Source organism: Candidatus Laterigemmans baculatus (genome assembly GCF_010367455.1).
In the GTDB taxonomy this organism is placed as follows: domain Bacteria; phylum Planctomycetota; class Planctomycetia; order Pirellulales; family Pirellulaceae; genus Laterigemmans; species Laterigemmans baculatus.
The window spans coordinates 1-18,150 of record NZ_WRPR01000007.1; the positions used below are offsets into that span (position 1 = coordinate 1).

At 63.0% G+C, this 18,150-nt stretch carries 9 protein-coding genes; all 9 read right to left on the bottom strand.

Going from position 1 to position 18,150, the window contains the following annotated elements:
* Positions 1 to 221: 221 nt before the first annotated feature.
* The 9 genes from GNK13_RS00945 to GNK13_RS00985 all read right to left on the bottom strand — a co-directional run bounded on the left by GNK13_RS00945 (position 222) and on the right by GNK13_RS00985 (position 17,669).
* The gene (locus tag GNK13_RS00945) at positions 222 to 1,547 is read right to left on the bottom strand and encodes an outer membrane protein assembly factor BamB family protein (RefSeq protein WP_164100560.1); all 1,326 of its coding nucleotides are present in this window, start codon (positions 1,545 to 1,547) and stop codon (positions 222 to 224) included.
* Positions 1,548 to 1,602: 55 nt separating this feature from the next.
* Positions 1,603 to 2,856: a diaminopimelate decarboxylase gene (gene lysA, locus GNK13_RS00950; protein ID WP_164100561.1), complete on the bottom strand. Its 1,254-nt coding sequence runs from the start codon at positions 2,854 to 2,856 to the stop codon at positions 1,603 to 1,605.
* Between the two features lie 196 nt (positions 2,857 to 3,052).
* Positions 3,053 to 3,799, bottom strand: coding sequence for a phytanoyl-CoA dioxygenase family protein (locus GNK13_RS00955; RefSeq protein ID WP_164100562.1), 747 nt, complete (start codon positions 3,797 to 3,799; stop codon positions 3,053 to 3,055).
* A gap of 234 nt (positions 3,800 to 4,033) precedes the next feature.
* Positions 4,034 to 5,473, bottom strand: a complete 1,440-nt coding sequence (locus tag GNK13_RS00960) for a DUF1501 domain-containing protein (protein WP_164100563.1) — start codon at positions 5,471 to 5,473, stop codon at positions 4,034 to 4,036.
* Positions 5,474 to 5,519: 46 nt separating this feature from the next.
* On the bottom strand, positions 5,520 to 9,179 hold the full coding sequence (locus GNK13_RS00965; protein WP_164100564.1) for a PSD1 and planctomycete cytochrome C domain-containing protein: 3,660 nt from the start codon (positions 9,177 to 9,179) through the stop codon (positions 5,520 to 5,522).
* Between the two features lie 478 nt (positions 9,180 to 9,657).
* Complete coding sequence (locus GNK13_RS00970; RefSeq protein ID WP_164100565.1) at positions 9,658 to 11,691, bottom strand: S46 family peptidase; 2,034 nt, start codon at positions 11,689 to 11,691, stop codon at positions 9,658 to 9,660.
* Positions 11,692 to 11,717: 26 nt separating this feature from the next.
* Positions 11,718 to 14,081 (bottom strand): DUF1592 domain-containing protein, encoded by a 2,364-nt coding sequence (locus GNK13_RS00975; protein WP_164100566.1) that lies wholly within the window; start codon positions 14,079 to 14,081, stop codon positions 11,718 to 11,720.
* 242 nt (positions 14,082 to 14,323) lie between these two features.
* A complete protein-coding gene (locus GNK13_RS00980) occupies positions 14,324 to 16,006 on the bottom strand; it encodes a DUF1559 family PulG-like putative transporter (RefSeq protein ID WP_164100567.1) in 1,683 nt (560 codons plus the stop codon).
* A 145-nt stretch (positions 16,007 to 16,151) separates the two neighbouring features.
* Positions 16,152 to 17,669 carry a Do family serine endopeptidase gene (locus tag GNK13_RS00985; protein ID WP_164100568.1) on the bottom strand — a complete coding sequence of 506 codons (1,518 nt, stop codon included), beginning with the start codon at positions 17,667 to 17,669 and terminating at the stop codon, positions 16,152 to 16,154.
* Positions 17,670 to 18,150 lie beyond the last annotated feature (481 nt).

Genomic DNA, 18,150 nt, shown 5'->3' on the forward strand with positions numbered 1-18,150 from the left:
CCCAGCAGTTGGCTACCAAGTCGTTTAACGGCAAGCCGAAGGCGACTGTGTTTTAAAAAGCAGTCGCCTTCGGCTTGCCGTTAAACGATTTTTCAGCGAGCCGTCCTGCTCCGAGCCAATCCAAAGTAGCGCTGTCCAGCTAGCCCCCGGTTGCTAAACATGCCGGGGAAACCGGACGCTAGCGCGTGGCGGCTGATGGAATCGACGATCGGCATCCCTACCTACGGCTGCTCGGCTAGGCAGTAGAGCCTCTGGCGGTTCTGATCGCCCTCGCGCTCGCTGACCCGCATGTAGATCCGACCTCCGCAGAAGGTCGGAGTGGCGAAGACTTCGTTGTTTCCCAGCTGGTTCTTGCCGATCAGCTCGAACTTTTGTGGATCGGCGCGGAAGATGAACGTTTCGCCCGCTTCGTTGGTCGCAAAGATCTTGTCGCCAACTAGGACCGGCGAGGCGGTGAACGTGCCGCCAAGCCGCTCTTTCCAGAGCTCTTCACCGGTCTGCGGATCCCAGCACGCGGCGACACCGGCGTCCATGACGCCAAACAGCACGCCGTCGACCGCCAGCAACGATGGCACGTAGACCCGCGTGTTGGTTCGCCACAGCGTTTCTCCCGAGCCGTCGGTGCGGATCGCCGACATGTGGCTCTCGGGATAGCCGCCGCTGGTGAACATCAGCTCGCCGATGGTGACCGTGGAGGTCACGCATTCGGTCGTCGCCCCGTCAATTTCCCACAGCGTCTTGCCGGTCCGCGGGTCGAGGCTCGTGGCCAGATCGGTCCCGGTCATCAGCAGCTGGTCGCGGCCAGCGGTGTGGAGGATGATCGGCGAGGGATAGTTCGGCTTTTCCGCTCGCTCGCGTTTCCAGACGACTTCCCCCGACTGCCGATCGAGAGCGGCGATCGCTCCGCCTGCCTTGGTGTCGGCCGAGACGAGAACCAGCGACTGGTAGAGGGCCGGCGAAGATCCGTAGCCTTGGTGGATTTGGTAGTCGGTGACTTTTGTTTGCCACAGCACCTTGCCATCGAGGCTGAGGGCCGTCGTGTAGACGGCTTGGCTGTTGGGAAAATTGATGAAGATCCGTTCGCCGTCGCAGGCCACGGTGCTCGAGGCATTGGACGATTTGACGTTCTTCTGCATTCCGCCGGAGGCATGCACCTCGGTCTGCCAGAGCCGTTGGCCGCTGCCGCGGTCGAAGCACAGGACCGACTGCGAACCGCTCGTCTCGTCGGAGGTTGCCAGGAAAATCCGCTCGCCGACGACCGTGGGCGAGCCGTGGCCGCGGCCAGGAATCTCCGCCTTCCAGGCCACGTTCTTCGTCTCACTCCACTCGAGCGGGACCGATTGATCGGCTGCCGCGTGGCCGTTCCGCTGAGGCCCTCGCCACCACGGCCAGTCGGTCGTGGGGAACTCGAAGCCATCCTCGACCGCCGCCGCTTCCTGCTCGGTCGCGTCGCGGCTGCGCGGCTCAGCCGCCCGCGACGTCGCACCGGCAACTAGGAGCGAGGCGACCGCCAGCGCGGACAGCCGATGGATGAGGCGGACCGTCATAGACTCATTTCCCTAAAAACCGGACACAGCGGAAAGCGGCGCGAACCTCGCGTTCTCACTCAGGAATGATTTCGCCGCGGATCAGATCTTCGAACGTCTCTCGGCGGCGGATCAGTTTCGCTTCGCCGTCTTCGATCAGGACTTCGGCCGGACGCGTCTTACTGTTGTAGTTGCTGGCCATCACGAAGCCATAAGCGCCGGCATTCTCGAGCAGCAGATAGTCGCCCACGCGAGCGATCGGCAGCCGCCGCGAATCGACGTAGCCCCCTTCCTTCTGCGTAAAGATATCTCCCGATTCGCACAGCGGGCCACCGACCACGGCGTCGACTTCCGGGCGATCGGTCGCACCATCGCGAGGGGCGATTGCGATCGGGTGATAGGCCCCGTACATCACCGGCCGCGCCAAGTCGTTGAACCCGGCATCGACTAGGAAGAACAGATTGTCTCCCATCTTTTTGACCGCGCGGACTTCGGCGACCAAACACCCCGCCTCGGCAGCCAGGTACCGGCCCGGCTCGATCTCCAGACGGAGCGCGTGCCCAAAGGACTCGGCCAAGCGGTTGCGAGTCGCGTCCCACAAGCGGAAGTAGTCTTCGATGTTCACATACGTCTCGGTCGACCGGTACGGGACGGGGAGACCTCCGCCGGCGCTGATCGTCGTCAGCGTGCGACCGACGACCTGGGCAATCCGCTCCATCGCCTCGCAGACCTGAGCCAAATGCTCCAGGTCGGTCCCCGAGCCGATGTGCATGTGCAGCCCAGTGACCGTGATCCCATACTGGTCGGCTCGGCGCAAACAGTCGTCGACTTGATCGTGCCAGATGCCGTGCTTGCTTTGAGGTCCGCCGGTGTTCGTCTTCTGGCTATGGCCGTGCCCAAAGCCAGGGTTCACGCGGAGGGTGACATCGGCCCCCGGCCGCACGTCGCCCAATTGGTCGATCATTTCGGGCGAGCCGCAGTTCACGTGCAGCTTGTGCTCGACGGCCAACTCCAGGGCGGCAGCGTCGAAGATGTCCGCGGTATAAACGATCTCCTCCGGCTGATAGCCGGCGGCCAGGGCTCGGCGGATTTCTCCCGCGCTGACGGCGTCGACCAACGCCCCGGCGCGGCGCACGCGGTCGAGAATCGCCAGATTGCTGCACGCCTTCTGGGCATAACGGACCACATCGAAAGCCGCCAAGTCGGCAACTTTTTCGGCGATTACCTTAGCGTCGTACAGATAGGTGGGCGTTCCAAACTGTCGGGCCAAGTCGGCGATCGGAAGGCCAGCGAATTGGGTGCGGAGAGTCGAGAAAGTCGCGGTCGACATTCGGTTCAGTGCTTTCAGTGCAATAGGGACGTGGGTTGATTCGTTTAACGGCAAGCCGCAGGCGACGGTGTTTTCTACCGGAAGACGGAGTCCTCTTCCGTCGAATCACTACAGTGGACGAACCGGAGGGCGATCCTACGAAAAGCAGTCGCCTTCGGCTTGCCGTTAAACGATTGCTAGCAGGTAACAGTCTCGCCTACAGCTGGGCATCGTCCGGCAATAGGTCGAGCGGCTGATAACGGTTGTGGCGTTTCAATTCATAAGGGTCGTTGCCCCGAGTGTTGTAACAGGCGATCAACGACCACCGCGGATCGGGGCTGGTGTTCGCATCGCTGCGGTGCAGCAGATTGCTGTGAAAGAACAATCCATCGCCCGGCTGCATCTCGACGTACATCAACGGCAAACGGTTGAGGACAGCCGCTACCCGCTCGGGATCGGCCCCGGTCTGCCCTCCCACTTTGCCGTGCTCGAGGCGGCCGAAATGATGCGACCCCGGGACGATCTGCAGGCAGCCATTCGCCTGGGTAGCTCGGTCGATGGCGATGTAGCACGATCCCATGGCAGGATAGAGGCATCCGTAGGAATACCAATAGCCGTAATCCTGGTGCCATTCCCACGCACCGCCGACGCGCGGCTCTTTGAGCATCAATTTGTGGTGGTAGTGATACACCTCATCGCCGAGCAGCCGAGACATCGACTCGGCGATCCGGCGGCTGCGGACGAGCCGCGAATAGATGTCGTCGCTGAGCGAGTCGCGAACCGCCAGGATGGTTTTGCCGCCGGCAGCGTCGCTCCGCGTCGTGGCCCCCTGCTCCATCGAGCGGTCGCGACGCGCGGTCACCGCCAGCCGTTCGGTCTCGGCGGCGTCGAGCAAACCCGGTACGAGCAAAAACCCGTCGCGGGCAAACGTCTCCACATCGGCGTCAGAGGCGAGGAAGGGCATTGAGGTTGTCGCTTGGGGGGAGCTCCAGCCGCGTAGCGGCGACATACAGTAGCCTGGGGCGCGAGCCCCAGGAATGCAACAAATCATGCGGGCAAGCCCCGGAGGGGCGACATCGATTTATTGCGGAATGCTCTGTCGCCCCGCTGGGGCTTCGCGGGGGGCCCTTGCCCCGAGACCAGGGGCTCACGCCCCTGGCTATTTTATTTCGCCGCTACGCGGCTGGGCTATTCCCCCTCACGCCAAGATCGGCTTGATCAAATGGGCTGGCTCGACGCCGGTGAGTTTTTGATCGAGGCCCTGGAAGGGGTAGACGAACCGGTCGTGATCGATCCCCATCAAGTGCAGGATGGTGGCATTCAGATCGCGGATGTGGACGGGATCTTTGGTGATGTTGTACGAAAACTCGTCCGTTTCGCCATGCACCGTCGCTCCTTTAATGCCGGCTCCGGCCATCCACATCGTAAAGCACTTCGGATGGTGGTCGCGGCCGTACATGGTCTTGCTGAGTTTCCCTTGGCAGTAGATCGTCCGCCCGAACTCTCCTCCCCACACGACGAGCGTGTCGTCGAGCATGCCGCGCTGCCGCAGGTCGGTCAGCAGGCCGGCCGAGGGTTGGTCGACGTCGCGGCATTGTTTGGGAAGGTCGCCGGGCAGGTTTCCGTGCTGGTCCCAGCCGCGATGGAAGATCTGCGTGAACCGCACGCCCCGTTCGGCCATTCGCCGCGCCATCAGGCAGCAGTTGGCAAACGTTCCGGGAGTCTCGACATCGGGACCGTACAGATCCAGCACATGCTGCGGTTCGTCGGCGATATTGCTCAGCTCCGGGACGCTCGTTTGCATCCGGAACGCCATCTCGTACTGGGCGATCCGCGCGGCCGTTTCCGGATCGTTCGTCCGGTCGTAGGTTTCTTGGTTCAGCCGCGAGAGGGAGTCGAGCATCCGGCGACGGATCTTCGGATCGATTCCCTCGGGGTTCGACAAGTACAGCACGGGGTCGCCGCTGCTGCGGAGCGCCACGCCTTGATACTTGCTCGGCAAGAACCCGCTCCCCCACAGGCGGTTGTAGAGCGCCTGGGCCTGTTGGCGTCCGGTCCAGGAGGCGGTCATCACGAGGAACGCGGGGAGGTCCTCGTTCTCGGTTCCGAGGCCGTAGGAGAGCCACGATCCGAGGCTCGCTTTGCCCGGCAGCTGATTGCCGGTGCAGATGTAGGTGATCGCCGGGTCGTGGTTGATCGCCTCGGTCCACATCGATTTGACGACCGCCAACTCGTCGACTTTCTTGGCCGTGTGCGGCAGCAGCTCGGAGACCATCGTCCCGTTGTCGCCGTGGGGGGCGAACTTGTACATGCTCGGGGCGATCGGAAACCGAGCTTGGCCGCTGGTCATCGTCGTCAAACGCTGGCCTTGGCGAATCGAGTCGGGCAGGTCTTTGTCGAACCACTCGCCCATTTCGGGTTTGGGGTCCCACATGTCCATTTGGCTCGGACCGCCGGACATGAACAGGTAGATCGCGCGTTTGGCTTGGGGTTCATGGTGGGGCAGCGACGGCAGTCCACCGACCCGTGCCGGGGCCGATGCGGCCGGAGCGTGCTGGGCGTCGAGCGCGGCCAGGGCCGCGCAGCCAAGACCCGCCGAAGTCCCAGCGAAAAAGTGGCGTCGGGTCAGAGGATTCATCGAAAGGGGGTCCTGTGAAAGTGAGCTTTCTACTCGTTCGAGCTTTCTACTTATTCAGGGCGGCGTCGAGATTGAGGATCGTCGAGGCCACGATCGTCTCGGCCGCCGCGGCCGGGGAGTCGACGCCGAGCGCTTCGGTCAGCTCGGGCTCCGCCGCGTAGAGTTGCTCGGCGTCTCGCCGCAGCGTTTGCAGTTCCTCCAGCTCCGACGCGTCCGGAGCTCGCGAGAGGACGGCTTTGAAGGCCCAGCGGATCTGCTCCGCTTCGTCACTGCCGGCCGCCTCGGCCGCCTCTCGAGCAAGTCCCTTGGCGGCCTCGACGTACTGCGGCTCGTTCATCAGCAGCAGGGCCTGCATGGGCGTGTTAGTCCGCTCGCGCCGCGCCGTGCAGCTCTCCCGGCTCGGTGCGTCGAAAGTCGTCATCTGAGGCGGCGGGCTGGTCCGCTTCCAGAACGTGTACAGGCTCCGTCGATAAATCTTCTCCCCCTCGTCGGGGACGAAGCGAACCGTGTTGCTGCCGCTGTACCCGACGGCCGACCACAGCCCCTTCGGCTGGGGAGGTTTGACGCTCGGGCCGCCGAGCTTTTCCACCAGTTGGCCGCTGACGAACAAGGCTTGGTCGCGGAGCATTTCGCCATCGAGGCGGAACCGGGGGCCGCGGGCCAGGAGCCGATTGGCCGGATCCTTGGCGAGCATTTCGGGCGTGGCCACGGCGGTGCGGCGATAGGCATCGGTCATCACCAGCCGCTTGAGCAACTGCTTGACGTTCCAGCCTCCCTCGCGGAAATCGACCGCGAGGGTGTCGAGCAGCTGGGGGTGCGAGGGTGGCGTTCCCTGAGCACCAAAATCTTCGCTCGTCTTGACCAGTCCAGTGCCGAACAGCTGTTGCCAGAAGCGATTGACGGCGACGCGGGCCGTCAGCGGGTGCTCCGGAGCGGTCAGCCACTGCGCCAATCCGAGGCGATTGCGGGGCATCTCTTCGGCCATCGGCGGGAGCGACGCGGGGACTCCGCGGGAGACCGCTTCGCCCGGTTTGTCGTATTCGCCGCGAATCAGCACGTGAGCGGTCCGCGGCGTCTCCAGCTCGCGCCACACCAGCGTCGTCGGCACCGTGGCGAGGATCTCGTCTCGACGCTTGCGAAGTCCCTGCACCATGTCCTGCAGCACCAACCAATCGGGGTGAAGCGTGACGACGCGGCGGTAGTAGTCGCGGAGGGTTTTGGCCTCCGTGTCGGTGCGCTCCGCTGGGGGCTTGGCGGCGATCTCGCCAATCGCTTCTGGAAGCGGAGCCGAGGGAGAGCGGAAGGCGACGGCGAAGGCAGCCGGTCCTTCGTGGTTGATCGTCTTGATGTAAAGGTCGTTATCCCCTTGCTTCAGGTCGACCGTAATTTCATCACCGAGCGGAATCATTCCCCGCTCCCCACTCGACTCCGCGACTTTCTTGCCGCCGAGCCAAACCTGCACCCCGTCTTCGGTCCCGAGCAGCACGGTCAGCTTCTGCGGAGTCGCCGCAGTGATCCGACGATGCAGCAGCATCACCGACGAACGATCAGCGACCGTCGGCAGTTCGTGGACCGCCGTCGGCTGGAAGTCCTCAAGGGCTTTCCACTGGAACTCTTTTTCCTGGTAGGTGAATTTTTCGTCCGCTTGAAATGCCCGGCTTTGGGAGGCGAATTCGCGGTAGTAGCCCGTCGCCGCGTTCTCGACTTCGAACGGCCCGACTTGGTGCCACGGTCCGAGTTTCAGCTGGCGTTCGGGCGAGGCGAGCGGCAGATCGCTCGAGACCGCCAGCCGGACTTGCTTGAATGCGTGCCCGGCGTACTGCGATTCGTACTTGAGCGTGACGCGGAACTGCGTCTCACGGTCGGGGCTGCCGAGCAGGCTATCGGCGACGAACCAGGCGCTTCGCGGGCCCGGTTTCTGATGGCCCCCGATCGCCCAACCCGCGTCGGCTTCGACTTTCCCGTCGATCGCGTAACTCAGGGCGAATTTGGGGCTGTCGGGTTGCTCGTGATCGGCTTCCCCGTAGATCAGGCGGACCGGCAGGAAGTCTCCCTCGCTGTCAGAGGGGCGGACGGCGACTTCGATTTCGCTCAGCACGGCGTTCCCATTTTCGGCTCGGCCGGCCGGTTCGTCTCCCTTCTCGGTCAGCGCCTCCAGGCGGATCAACTGGTACGGCCCGCCGCTCGGCAGCGTCCCCTCGATCGTGAGCGCCTCTTTGGCGGGCAGCTCGCCGCCGGCGCGGACCGCGCCGTCTGCGAGGATTTCCTGAGTGCTTTCGCCGCTGCTGGTGGCCTTCTCGGGAACCAGCGGAATCCACTCGGTCGTGGTGGCCGATTCGCGGTTGGTGAGTCGCGCCGCCCACGCCTGCTCCGCTTCATCGACCGCCGGGAGCGGTCCGTTCATCTCCTTCTCCAAATCCGCCCGCATCGCGTCGACTTCGGCCAACTGCTGGAGGTGCTGCTCCGAGGGGACCTGGGCGACCGGCGGATGGTCCTTAACGTTGCCGTCGAGCGCTTTGCCGTCGAGGCTGTTGAAGAAAGCCGAGAGCGAATAGAACTCGCGCTGCGAGATGGGATCGAATTTGTGGTCGTGACAGACGGCGCAACCGGTGGTCAATCCAAGGAATACGGTCCCAAACGCGTCGGTGCGGTCGGTCACGTTGCGGGCAAAGACCTCTTCGTAGATCGAGCCACCCTCGCTGGTCGTCACGTTCAAGCGATTGAAGCCGCTGGCAATCTGGTCGGCCAGGGTCGCATCGGGAAGCAGGTCGCCGGCCAGCTGCTCGGTCACAAAGGCGTCGAACGATTTGTTGTCGTTGAAAGCGGCGATGACCCAGTCGCGGTAGGGCCACATCTCGCGGTAGTTGTCCAGGTGCAGCCCGTGCGTGTCGCCGTAGCGAACCAGGTCCAACCAAAAGCGGGCCATGTGCTCGCCGTAGCGGGGCGATTGCAGCAACCGGTCGACGACCCGCTCGTACGCCTCGGGGGAGTCATCCGCGAGAAACGCGTCGAGTTCGCCGGGCGTCGGGGGCAGCCCCGTCAGGTCGAACGTAACCCGCCGCAGCAATGCTTCCCGATCGGCCGGTCCGGCTGCGGTCAGCCCCGCCTTGCGGAGTTTGGCCAGGATGAACCCGTCGATCGGGTCAGCTGGATCGATCGGGTCGGGCGGATCGGTCGCGGAAGAGGTCGCTGCGTCCAGTTCGCTGGGGGGCGCGTCACTGGGAGGCGGTTCGTGCCGTACCGGTGGCACGAAGGACCAGTGGGCGGCGTACGGCGCTCCCCCCTCGATCCACCGCTCGAGCAGTACCTTTTGGGCTTCGCTCAGCGGCTTGTTCGCCTCCGGCGGCGGCATCATCTCGTAGGGCTCGGTTGCGCGGATCCGCGCGACCAGGGGGCTGGCTTCGACATCCCGCGGAACGATCGCTGGCTCGCCACTGTCGGCTTCGGCAAAAGCACTCTCGGCCTGATCGAGCCGCAGGCCCCCCTGCCGCTCGGCCTCGTCCGGACCATGACAGGCGAAGCAGTGGTCCGAAAGGATCGGTCGAATGTCGCTATTGAAATCGATTTCGGCGAGCTCCTCGGCCGTGGGCTTTGGGGTGCTCGAAGCGGCCGGTTCGGGCTCGGCCCCCCAAGCCGCCATCGCGGGCCCGAAGCAAAGGCTGGCCGAGAACAGCAGCATCCAGATCGACAGCGAAGTGCGCGGCATCGGACTTTGGCGGGTAGGAGACGGGGATCGTCGGCGGGAAAAAGTCCTTTCCAGTATATACCTTTCGCCGCGGCGACTCACGAGAAACTTCTTCACGGCGGTCTCTTCGCCCACTCGAGCCGACGGCGTTAGCCGCGGGTGCCGCAGCGGAAATCCCGGCGCTGCGAGGCCTGAGGCTGGCGCTTTGTCAGAAAACTAGCTCGATACCCTCCCCCCGGGCGTTGGCCTCTACACAAGTCCAAGGGCTACGAAAGGCACAGCCAATACCCTCCCCCCGGGAGGGTCGCGAGGAACGAGCGGGGAGGGTTTCCGCAACGGTGAGTTTCATTTGGGGCTATCGTCAGGGATTGCTCTCCCTCGCCTCGCTGACGCTCGACCCTCCCGGGGGGAGGGTCGAGGTCAGGTTGTGCGACTTGTGTAGAGACTAATGTCCCCCGGGAGGGTGGCGTCGAAGAGCGGTTTTCTGGCAACGCCTTGCTCACTTCCCGAGCGACGCGGCCAGTTCGGGGGCGTTGTAGATCGTCTTGATCGCTTCGCGGATCCCGACGCCGGAGACCGAGACCGCTCGCGCCTGGACATCGCTGTAGAGATAGTCTGACGACAGGCTCTGGATGTTTCCGTCGAAGATCAGCCCCACGAGCGCTCCCTCACGGTCGACGACCGGACTGCCGCTGTTGCCCCCGATGATGTCGGCGGTGCAGACAAAATTCAGCTGCGTCGACAGATCGAGCTCGTCCTTGGCCCGGTACCAGCTCTGGGGCAACTCCCAGTCCCCTTCGTTGTCATGCCCCGCGGCATGGGCAAAGGCGCCTTCGAAATCGGTCGAGGGCGGAATCTGCCGGCCGTCTTCCTGGTACCCGCTGACGAGTCCGAACGCCAAACGGAGCGTGAACGTCGCGTCAGGGTAATTTCCGGTTCCCTCGACGGCCACGGTCGCCTCGGTGATCTTCGCGTAGGCTTGGCGGAGTTCCTCTTCGACGCGTTCTCGTCGCTGGCGGGCCTCGCGGTAGGCCGGCTCCATGATCTTCGCCAGGGCGATCAGCGGATCGTCCGAAGCCTCGATCGCGGTCGCTCCACCTTCGGCCAACTGCTTGCGAACCGCGACGTCCGCCAGGTTCGTCTTTTCAACCAGCTCCGCAGCCCGCTCGGCGGGGCCCTTGCCTTCGAGGACTTTGGCGACCAACGGGTCATCTCCACCGCGGCGCTCGACGAGGTAGGCGATCTCATCGGCCAGCTTGGCCTGTTCCAAATCCTCGTAGATCGGAGCCTCGCTCAACAGATCTTGCATCAGCGACTCGCGTCCGGCTTGCCCGAACTCTCGCAGCCGTTCGTTGTTGGGCTTGGCGTCTTCGGCGGCCATCAGGTTCAGCGTCTGGGCGATCTCATAAAGCCGACTTCGGAACGATGTCACCTCGCCGAGCATTGCGCGCTGTTCGTCCTGCAGGCTCGCGACCGTCTCCCAAGCGGATGCCAAATCTTTGAGTTCGGGATCGGCGGCGATTCTTTCCAAGATGGTTTTCTCGCGGCGCTGCTTCACCTCGAACGTGACCGGTGCCTGTAGTCCGGCCAGCATTCCCGTGTAGGCTTTTCGCGAATTCTGGATCCCAAACAATTCATCGCGGGCGCGTCGCTTCTGCTCGGGGCCTTCGAGTCCGAACTGCTGGAGCATGATTTCTTTGCGGCGGAGGTAATCGAGCACATAGGGGAGCCGATGGTCTCGCAGGTACTTGAGAGCCGCGACAGTGAAAATGCGTTGCGTCCGCCCCGGGTTGCCCGAGACGAATACCAGATCTCCATCGGTGGCCGGGGTGTCGCTCCACTTGAGGAAATGCTCGATCTTTGCCGGCTCGCCGTCCTCATAAACTCGCACCAGCGTCGCATCGAGGTTGTAACGCGGGTACTCAAAGTTATCGGCATCGCCGCCAAAAAATGCCGCCTTCGTCTCCGGAGCCCAAACGAGTCGGACGTCGGTGAACTTTTTGTAGCGATAGAGGTGGTAGCGAGCGCCGCCGTACAGCGTGATCACGTCGCTTCGCAGTCCCGTCTGGTCAAGCGATTCTTTTTCGATCTCCGCGATCCGGCCGCGGCGGGCCTTGGCGGCCTCCTCGACTTCCATCTCACCGGTGACCGCTTCGGCAACCCGCTCGGTGACGTCGATGATTTCCACCAATTGATTCAGCTCTAGATCGGGAGCCTTGAGCTCCTCTTCCCGAGTTCGTGCCAAATACCCCTCCTCCATGATGTTCCGTTCGGGAGTGCTCAGCTTGAACAGAGTGTCGGAGGCGACGTGGTGATTGGTGAGCACCAGTCCGTCGCTCGAGACAAACGACCCCGAGCCGCCGGAGTTGAAACGCACCGAGGCCAGCATCAGATTCTGAGCCCAGGGTTCCGTGGCGTCGAAATCATGCCGCTCTTTCAAGAGTTGCCGTGGTAGCTCATTGAACAACCACATCCCTTCGTCTGCTTGGCTGATGCGTGGAAGATTCAGGGATCCGGTAAGGCAGCATGTCATCACAACCAGAACTCGCAAAGTATTCATCAACGCAGGGACTCCATTTCTGAGGGTTCGGTTGCCGACACCGTAGCTACTTCGATCAACAATTGCCGAATATTGAAGTCGCTCGCGGCGAATTCGTTTCGCAATCGGTCAAAGCTCTCCTTCCCGTAGGCCGGAAGGGGTTGTTTGACAAAGTGCTGGAAGACGCGATGGATAAAAGTGTCATGCACTTCCTGGTGGTTCGCCAGGAACTCGGCCAGCGGCCGCACCCCGGTGAACGTCTCCTTCTTTCCGTCGAGCGTTTGGTACCAGCCCGACGCGTCGATCGGCTTGTCGCCGGCTGAGGTGCGATACCGGCCGATCGCGTCGTAATTTTCGAGCGCGAAGCCGAGCGGGTTAATGATCGCGTGGCATTTTTGGCACTCAGCCGGTTCGGTTTGCAATGCAACTCGCTCGCGGGTGCTCAGGTCCGCGTGCAACTCGGCCGGCAGGGGAGTAAAGTCCTGCGGCGGCGAGCGGAGCGTGCGGCCGATCACGTTGCGAGTGAGAAAAACGCCGCGGTGGATCGGCGAGGTGTCGTCTTGATAGGCAAAACCGGCCATCAGCAAGGGGTGGGAGAGAATCCCGGCGCGCTGCTGGGGATCGACCTCTCGTTTCTCAAATCCCGCATTCTCGGAGAGTTCGATGCCGTAGAGCTTGGCCAAGCGATCATTCACATACAATTCATCGCTTGTCAGTAATTTGCGAAAGTCAGCGTCCCCTTCCCAAACTAAATCGTCCAGGTGGAGTTCGAGAGAACGCTTGAGATCGGTCGCGACCGCAGCGTTGAATTCGCCAAACTTGTCGCGGTCCTTGGGCAGTTCCGCGAAGTGATCGAACATCAACCACCACTCAAAAAATTCCCGGGTCTTGGCGCGAGTCCGGGGATCGTCGAGCATCCGCTCGGCCCACTCGGAAACCGCTTCGGGAGAATCGACTGAGCCTTCGGCCGCCGCTTCGAGCATTGCATCATCGGGAATCGAATCCCACAGCGTCAGGGCAAGCCGAGACATCACCGCATAGCCGTCGAGCTGCGGTGCGCTCTCGCTGGTCGGCTCCAAGGATGCGGAGGATTCTGGATTGGAGGGCCGATGGGTGCTGAGCCCAGGATAGAGGAACCGCGGTGATTTGAGCGTCAATAAGATGCTGCGGCGGACGGCGGTCAGGTCATCCTCGGAGGCCTCGAACGAAGCATCGACGAAGAAGGCTTTCTCAGAATCACTCAGCGGCCGACGGAAGGCGCGTTTGGCGAACGTTTGGGCGAATCGTCGTAGTCGCTCCTCCTGCGACCCTCCTTGCTTTGCTTTGAGATTCGCCAGACGGTCGAGATCGGCGATGACTTTGTCCGCGACTTCGATCGCAGCCAAGGTCGCCGCTTCGTCCCATTCGCGGGAGATCGATGTGCCTCGCGCGTAGCCGGTGCTCTCATCGTCCGGTGGAAACTTCGTCGCTACGGCGAGTGTTTCGGGATAGGATCCAGAGCCGAGATAGAGGCGGGGAATGACTTCCTCGGTTCCCTCGGGGGGCTTCCATCGCAATGCAATTCGAGCCGTCTTCTGACTGTATTTGAAAGTTTCGAGTTCGATTGGATAAGGTCGGCCGCCGATCAAAAACAGGGTGCTGCGAAACTCGGTCGCGTCACCCGACTTGACCCATCGATCGATCAGCGGTGTTCGCGTGTCATTGATCGACAATTTAAATCCGCAGTCCGATTCGACGATGAATTCATAGAATCCGGTCTGCGGGGCGAAGAGACCGCCCCGCCAGCGGATGGCAAATTCTTTGTCGCTGATCTTGTCCGGCAGCGGACTGGCGGTTTCGAAGTCGAAGTCGATCTCTGCATCTTTCCGCTCCAGACGCAGTTTATTGCTCCGGAAGTTTTTGCCGTTGTAATACTCCCCGTCCAAACCACCGCCCCCTTTCCAGACTCCGCGGCCTCGGAAACCGGCGACGATATCCGCGACGCTCGTGCGATACTGCTTGACCGTCAGTCGCGTGAGTTCGATCCGCGGCGGTGCATTGCGGAGTTGGGCGGCGGGCGAATAGAAGGCTTGATGGATGTACGCGGCAACGGCCTCCGCGTCGGCATCGACGATTGCTGCGGGATCGTCTTCGGGCATCGTGTCGGTGATGATTTTCGCGAGCTCGGGAAGCGGATGGTCTCCATGGAGCGGTTCGCCGCCGGAGGCTTCAGAGCCTTCGCCTTCCGCGCCGTGGCAGGCAGCACACTGGGAGCGGTAGATCGCTTCGCCGCGGTCGAGCACTTCGTCAGACGATTGCGACGCTCGGGGCTCGGCCGCAGCCGCGCTTCGAAGTGAGCTCAGCTCGCCCCCCAGCAGATCCGAGAGCACGAGACCCGCGAACATGAGACCCGAGAACGCGAGAACCGCGAACACGAGACTAGCGAACACCACGAGAAACGAGACCGCCCGTCGAAGCGAGAGCGGCGGTAAACCTGGGAGCGCGGGCATGGTGGATGTCCAGCAACCGTTCGAGGGCGGCTGCCGTCGGTGGCAGGGGACTGGCAGGCAGGGATCGCATTTTAGGACTGGCCGGTTTGGGCGGTCAAACGAGCCGAGTCCGCTGCCGGTCGGCTGCGAATGGCCGCTCAGCGGTGGAGCCGTTCGCCGCCGGCGCGAGTCAGCATAGCGGCGAACAGCGCGGGCTCGATCGTGTGAGTGATCAAGCGGACAGCTCCGTCCATAAAGGCGGCGTTGAATCCTCGCGGATTCGCCTTGTTCATCTTCGCGAGCGGGGCATCGAAATCGATGACCGCATCGGCGGGCTGGGTCCACGGAACGGCGTGGTCGGCATCGACTTCGACCAGGGCGAGCGTGTTGCTCAGGCCGTCGGTAAAGTCGCTGAATCGGGTCACGCCGTCCGGTTCGAAGCCGAGCCCCTCGCCCACGACAGCTTGGTAGACCGTTTTACCCGGAGGAAGCGTCTGGCCGGGATGTTTAAAAATCGCCGGCATGCGGGGAATCAGCGCCGCGTTGTGCTCGCTGTTCCATGGCTCGTTGAGGTGGAACTCTTGGTACAGCTGTGCCTCGCCGACGAAGGGAAGGATGGCGACTCGCCAGCTGAGCAGCGGTTGACCTTCGGCGTTGCGGGAAGCCGGTTGGGGAAGCTGTTCAAAGGCGTTGTGGTAGTTGTGCAGCGCCAGCAGGATCTGCTTGAGGTTGTCTGCTGAGCTCCTCCGCAGTGCCGCCTCACGGCTGGCCTGGATGGTGGGTAAGAGCAAGCTGACGACGATGCCGGTGGTCGCGAGCCCTTGGTTGTCCACCTCGATTGTCAGCCGCCGGCCGCTGCGGCGAGGTTTCAACATCGCGACGATTTCACCGGCGAGCCGCTGGATGTAGCGGCGGGTGGCTTCGGTGATCGGGTCGCTTCCGTCGATTCGCTGCAGGCTCTCGGCGGTCGCCGCTTCGCGAGCGTACTGAAGCGCCTCGCCGACGACTTTCTCCAGCTCGATCGCTGCATCTTCATTGCGGCCGAGCAGCATCACTCGCAGCTTCCCGCTTGGGCGAACATCGGCGGCGACGACGATCGCGTCGAGCAGCTTGGGGATTTGGGTGGCGCCGGCCAGCGGTGGGGGCAGCTGGTCAGCCACTTGGACGGCCATCGCGTTCAGCTGCTCACGGACCGGCTCGACGACCGCCGCCGCCATCACGGGGGAAAGCTGAGGCAGGTCGGCGACCAGCCGCGGAAGGGGGCCCTGCCCTTCGTTGGCAGCGATCATCGGCATCAGATAGTTGCGGGTCGCAACCACCGCGGTGCGGGGTCCGTTCTGGTGCAGGTACAGATCTGGGGTGTGGGCCAGGGGCAGTGCCCGATAGCCATCGATTTCGATGGCGGGGCCTGCGAACAGGCTGGAATTGAGCTGCTGGACTTCGAAATCTTTGGTGAGCCGAACGGCGAAGCCAAAGTCGACCTGTTGCAGGCTCGGCGCTCCCGCCACGGCCACGACATAGTCCACGTCGGCGAAGTCGATTCCAATATTCTCCACGCCCCAGGCCCGGACGATCTCGGTCGGCATCAGCTTCAGCTCTTCAGCGCCGAGCAGCGGACCGGGGAAGAGGAAAGCGCAGCTCAGGGCGGAATCAGGAATGAAGCGCGTCGGCAGGCGAGCCGGGCTCGCCTCGGAGGCTTTCTGAGAGACTTTTTCGAGGCCTTGCTCAGCGGCGTCTGCGCGGGTTTGGGCGAAGGCAGGTGAGCTCAGGGCGGCGGTGGTGGCGAGGACGAGAGCAATTTGCAAAAACGCGCAGCGGCGAAGCCGTTGAAGATCAGGCATCGAAAGCACCTTGAGAGGAGCGGACCCAAGGCGGCAATTGTAGCGGGAAATGGAAAAACCCGCGGGAGCCGCATGGGCACCCGCGGGTTCGATGGCGTGTTGCGACGCTTGGATGGCAACTCGGGGATGAGTTGCGGAGAGGCTTCTACTCGATGATCACCAGCTCTTGCTCATCGCCTCGCAGAACGGTCAGGCGAAGAGCCACCTCCTCCTGATCCGCCTTGGTCTTGGCGGCGAGGAGCTCTGCAACGGTCGAAACCGGCTGTCCCTGAGCAGCGATAATGACATCCCCGGCCCGCAGCGGAGAGCGTTCCGGTCCGCGAGCAACCTGCGTCACCAGCAGTCCGGCGTCGATGCCTTCAAAGCCCATGCGTTTGGCCAACTCGGGATTGAGCGGCTGAACGCGAGCATTCAGGAAGATGCCTGGCTCTCCCGGGGCAAACTGTGCCAAGGCAGCTTCGGTCCGTTCACCGAGCGTGATTTCCAGATCCACGGTTTTGCCGTCGCGGAGGACCTCCATTTGCACACGTGCACCAGGCCCTTGCGAAGCGATCAAGTTGCGGAACTGCGACCAATTGCGGATCGAGCGGCCGTTGATCGATTGGACGATGTCGCCGGCCTGCAGACCCCCTTGGGCCGCGGGCTGTCCGGGAAGCACGTCTCGAATGTAAGCACCGCTGCGGGCGCTGAGGTCGAGCTTCTCGGCGACTTCATTGGGGATCTCACTCAGCTGAGCGCCGAGGAATCCTCGCCGCACGCTCCCGGATTCAATAATGCTCTCCATCACCGGGCGAGCGAGTCCCGAGGGGATTGCGAAACCAATCCCGTTGTAGCCTCCGCTCCGCGAGAGAATGGCCGTGTTGATCCCGACGACCTCGCCCTGGAGGTTCACCAGCGGACCGCCGCTGTTGCCGGGATTGATGGCGGCATCGGTTTGCAGGAAGTCTTCAAACCCGCCGCCGCCGCCCACGATCCCCTGCACGCGGTTCTTGGCGCTGATGATCCCGGCCGTCACCGTCTGTTCGAGCTCGAAGGGGCTGCCCATCGCCAGCACCCAATCGCCGACCTGAATGGCATCGCTGTCGCCAAGGACCGCCGCTTCCAGATTTTCGGCTTCAATCTTGAGGACGGCCAGATCCGTTTCGGGGTCCGTGCCCACGGTCTCGGCTTCGAATTCTCGGCCGTCGCTCAGTTGCACCACCAGCTCATCGGCACCTTCGACCACGTGATTGTTGGTCAGAATGTAGCCGTCGTCGCGGATGATGACTCCACTGCCGATGCCCGACTGCTCGGGACGCTGCATCCCTCCGCCTTGCCGGCCGCCAAACGGATCGATGCCGTTGTCCTCGAAGAACCGCCGCATCTGTGGAGGGATTCCCTCGAGCCCATTCGTCCCCCCACCGCCACGAATCGCGCGGGCTCGGCGGGTCATCTGCACGCTCACGACGCTCGGTCGAAGGGCATTGGAGACGTTGCGGAAAGCTGACGATAGATCCTGCGCGGTTTGCAGATTGCCTCGGGCCTCCTCCGCCGCAGCGACTTGGACGGCGTAGGCGTCACTGCTCCGCAGCCCTTCGGGCAGACTCAGGACGACGCCGGTCAGCAGCGAGCCAGTCAGCATTGCAGCAAGTGCCACGCTCAGAAAGTTCCATTGTCTTCGCATCAAACCTCTCCCAACCCCAGGGGCCGCAAAACAGACGTACTCTAGTTCGCTAGATCAGACGTTATTACTGTGCAAACGCCCTCAATGGTTCGAAAAAAAGCTGGGGGCAAAAATCGCGCCGGGGAGCCCCAGAGGCGGATTGAGAGAAGCACGCAGGAGAAAGCCACGGGAGCTGTGTCAGGGGTGCTGGACGAAACCGAGGGCTAGCTCTGTTAGCAAACCCCCTCTCAGTATCATCCTCCCCCCGGGAGGGCCGGGATCTTAGGCCCGGGGAGGGCCTGCTGCATCGCGCCGCATGGAGGCTCTACGTTGCGCATTACCCTCCCCGGTCGTTCCTCGCGACCCTCCCGGGGGGAGGGTGTCGTTGCGCGTTGTCTGACAGAGCCGAGGTAGATTATTCATCAGCCCCCGGTTCTGAAAAACGCCGCAAGAACCGGACGCTAGCCCGGATTATTCATCAGCCGCCGGGCGCTAGCCCCCG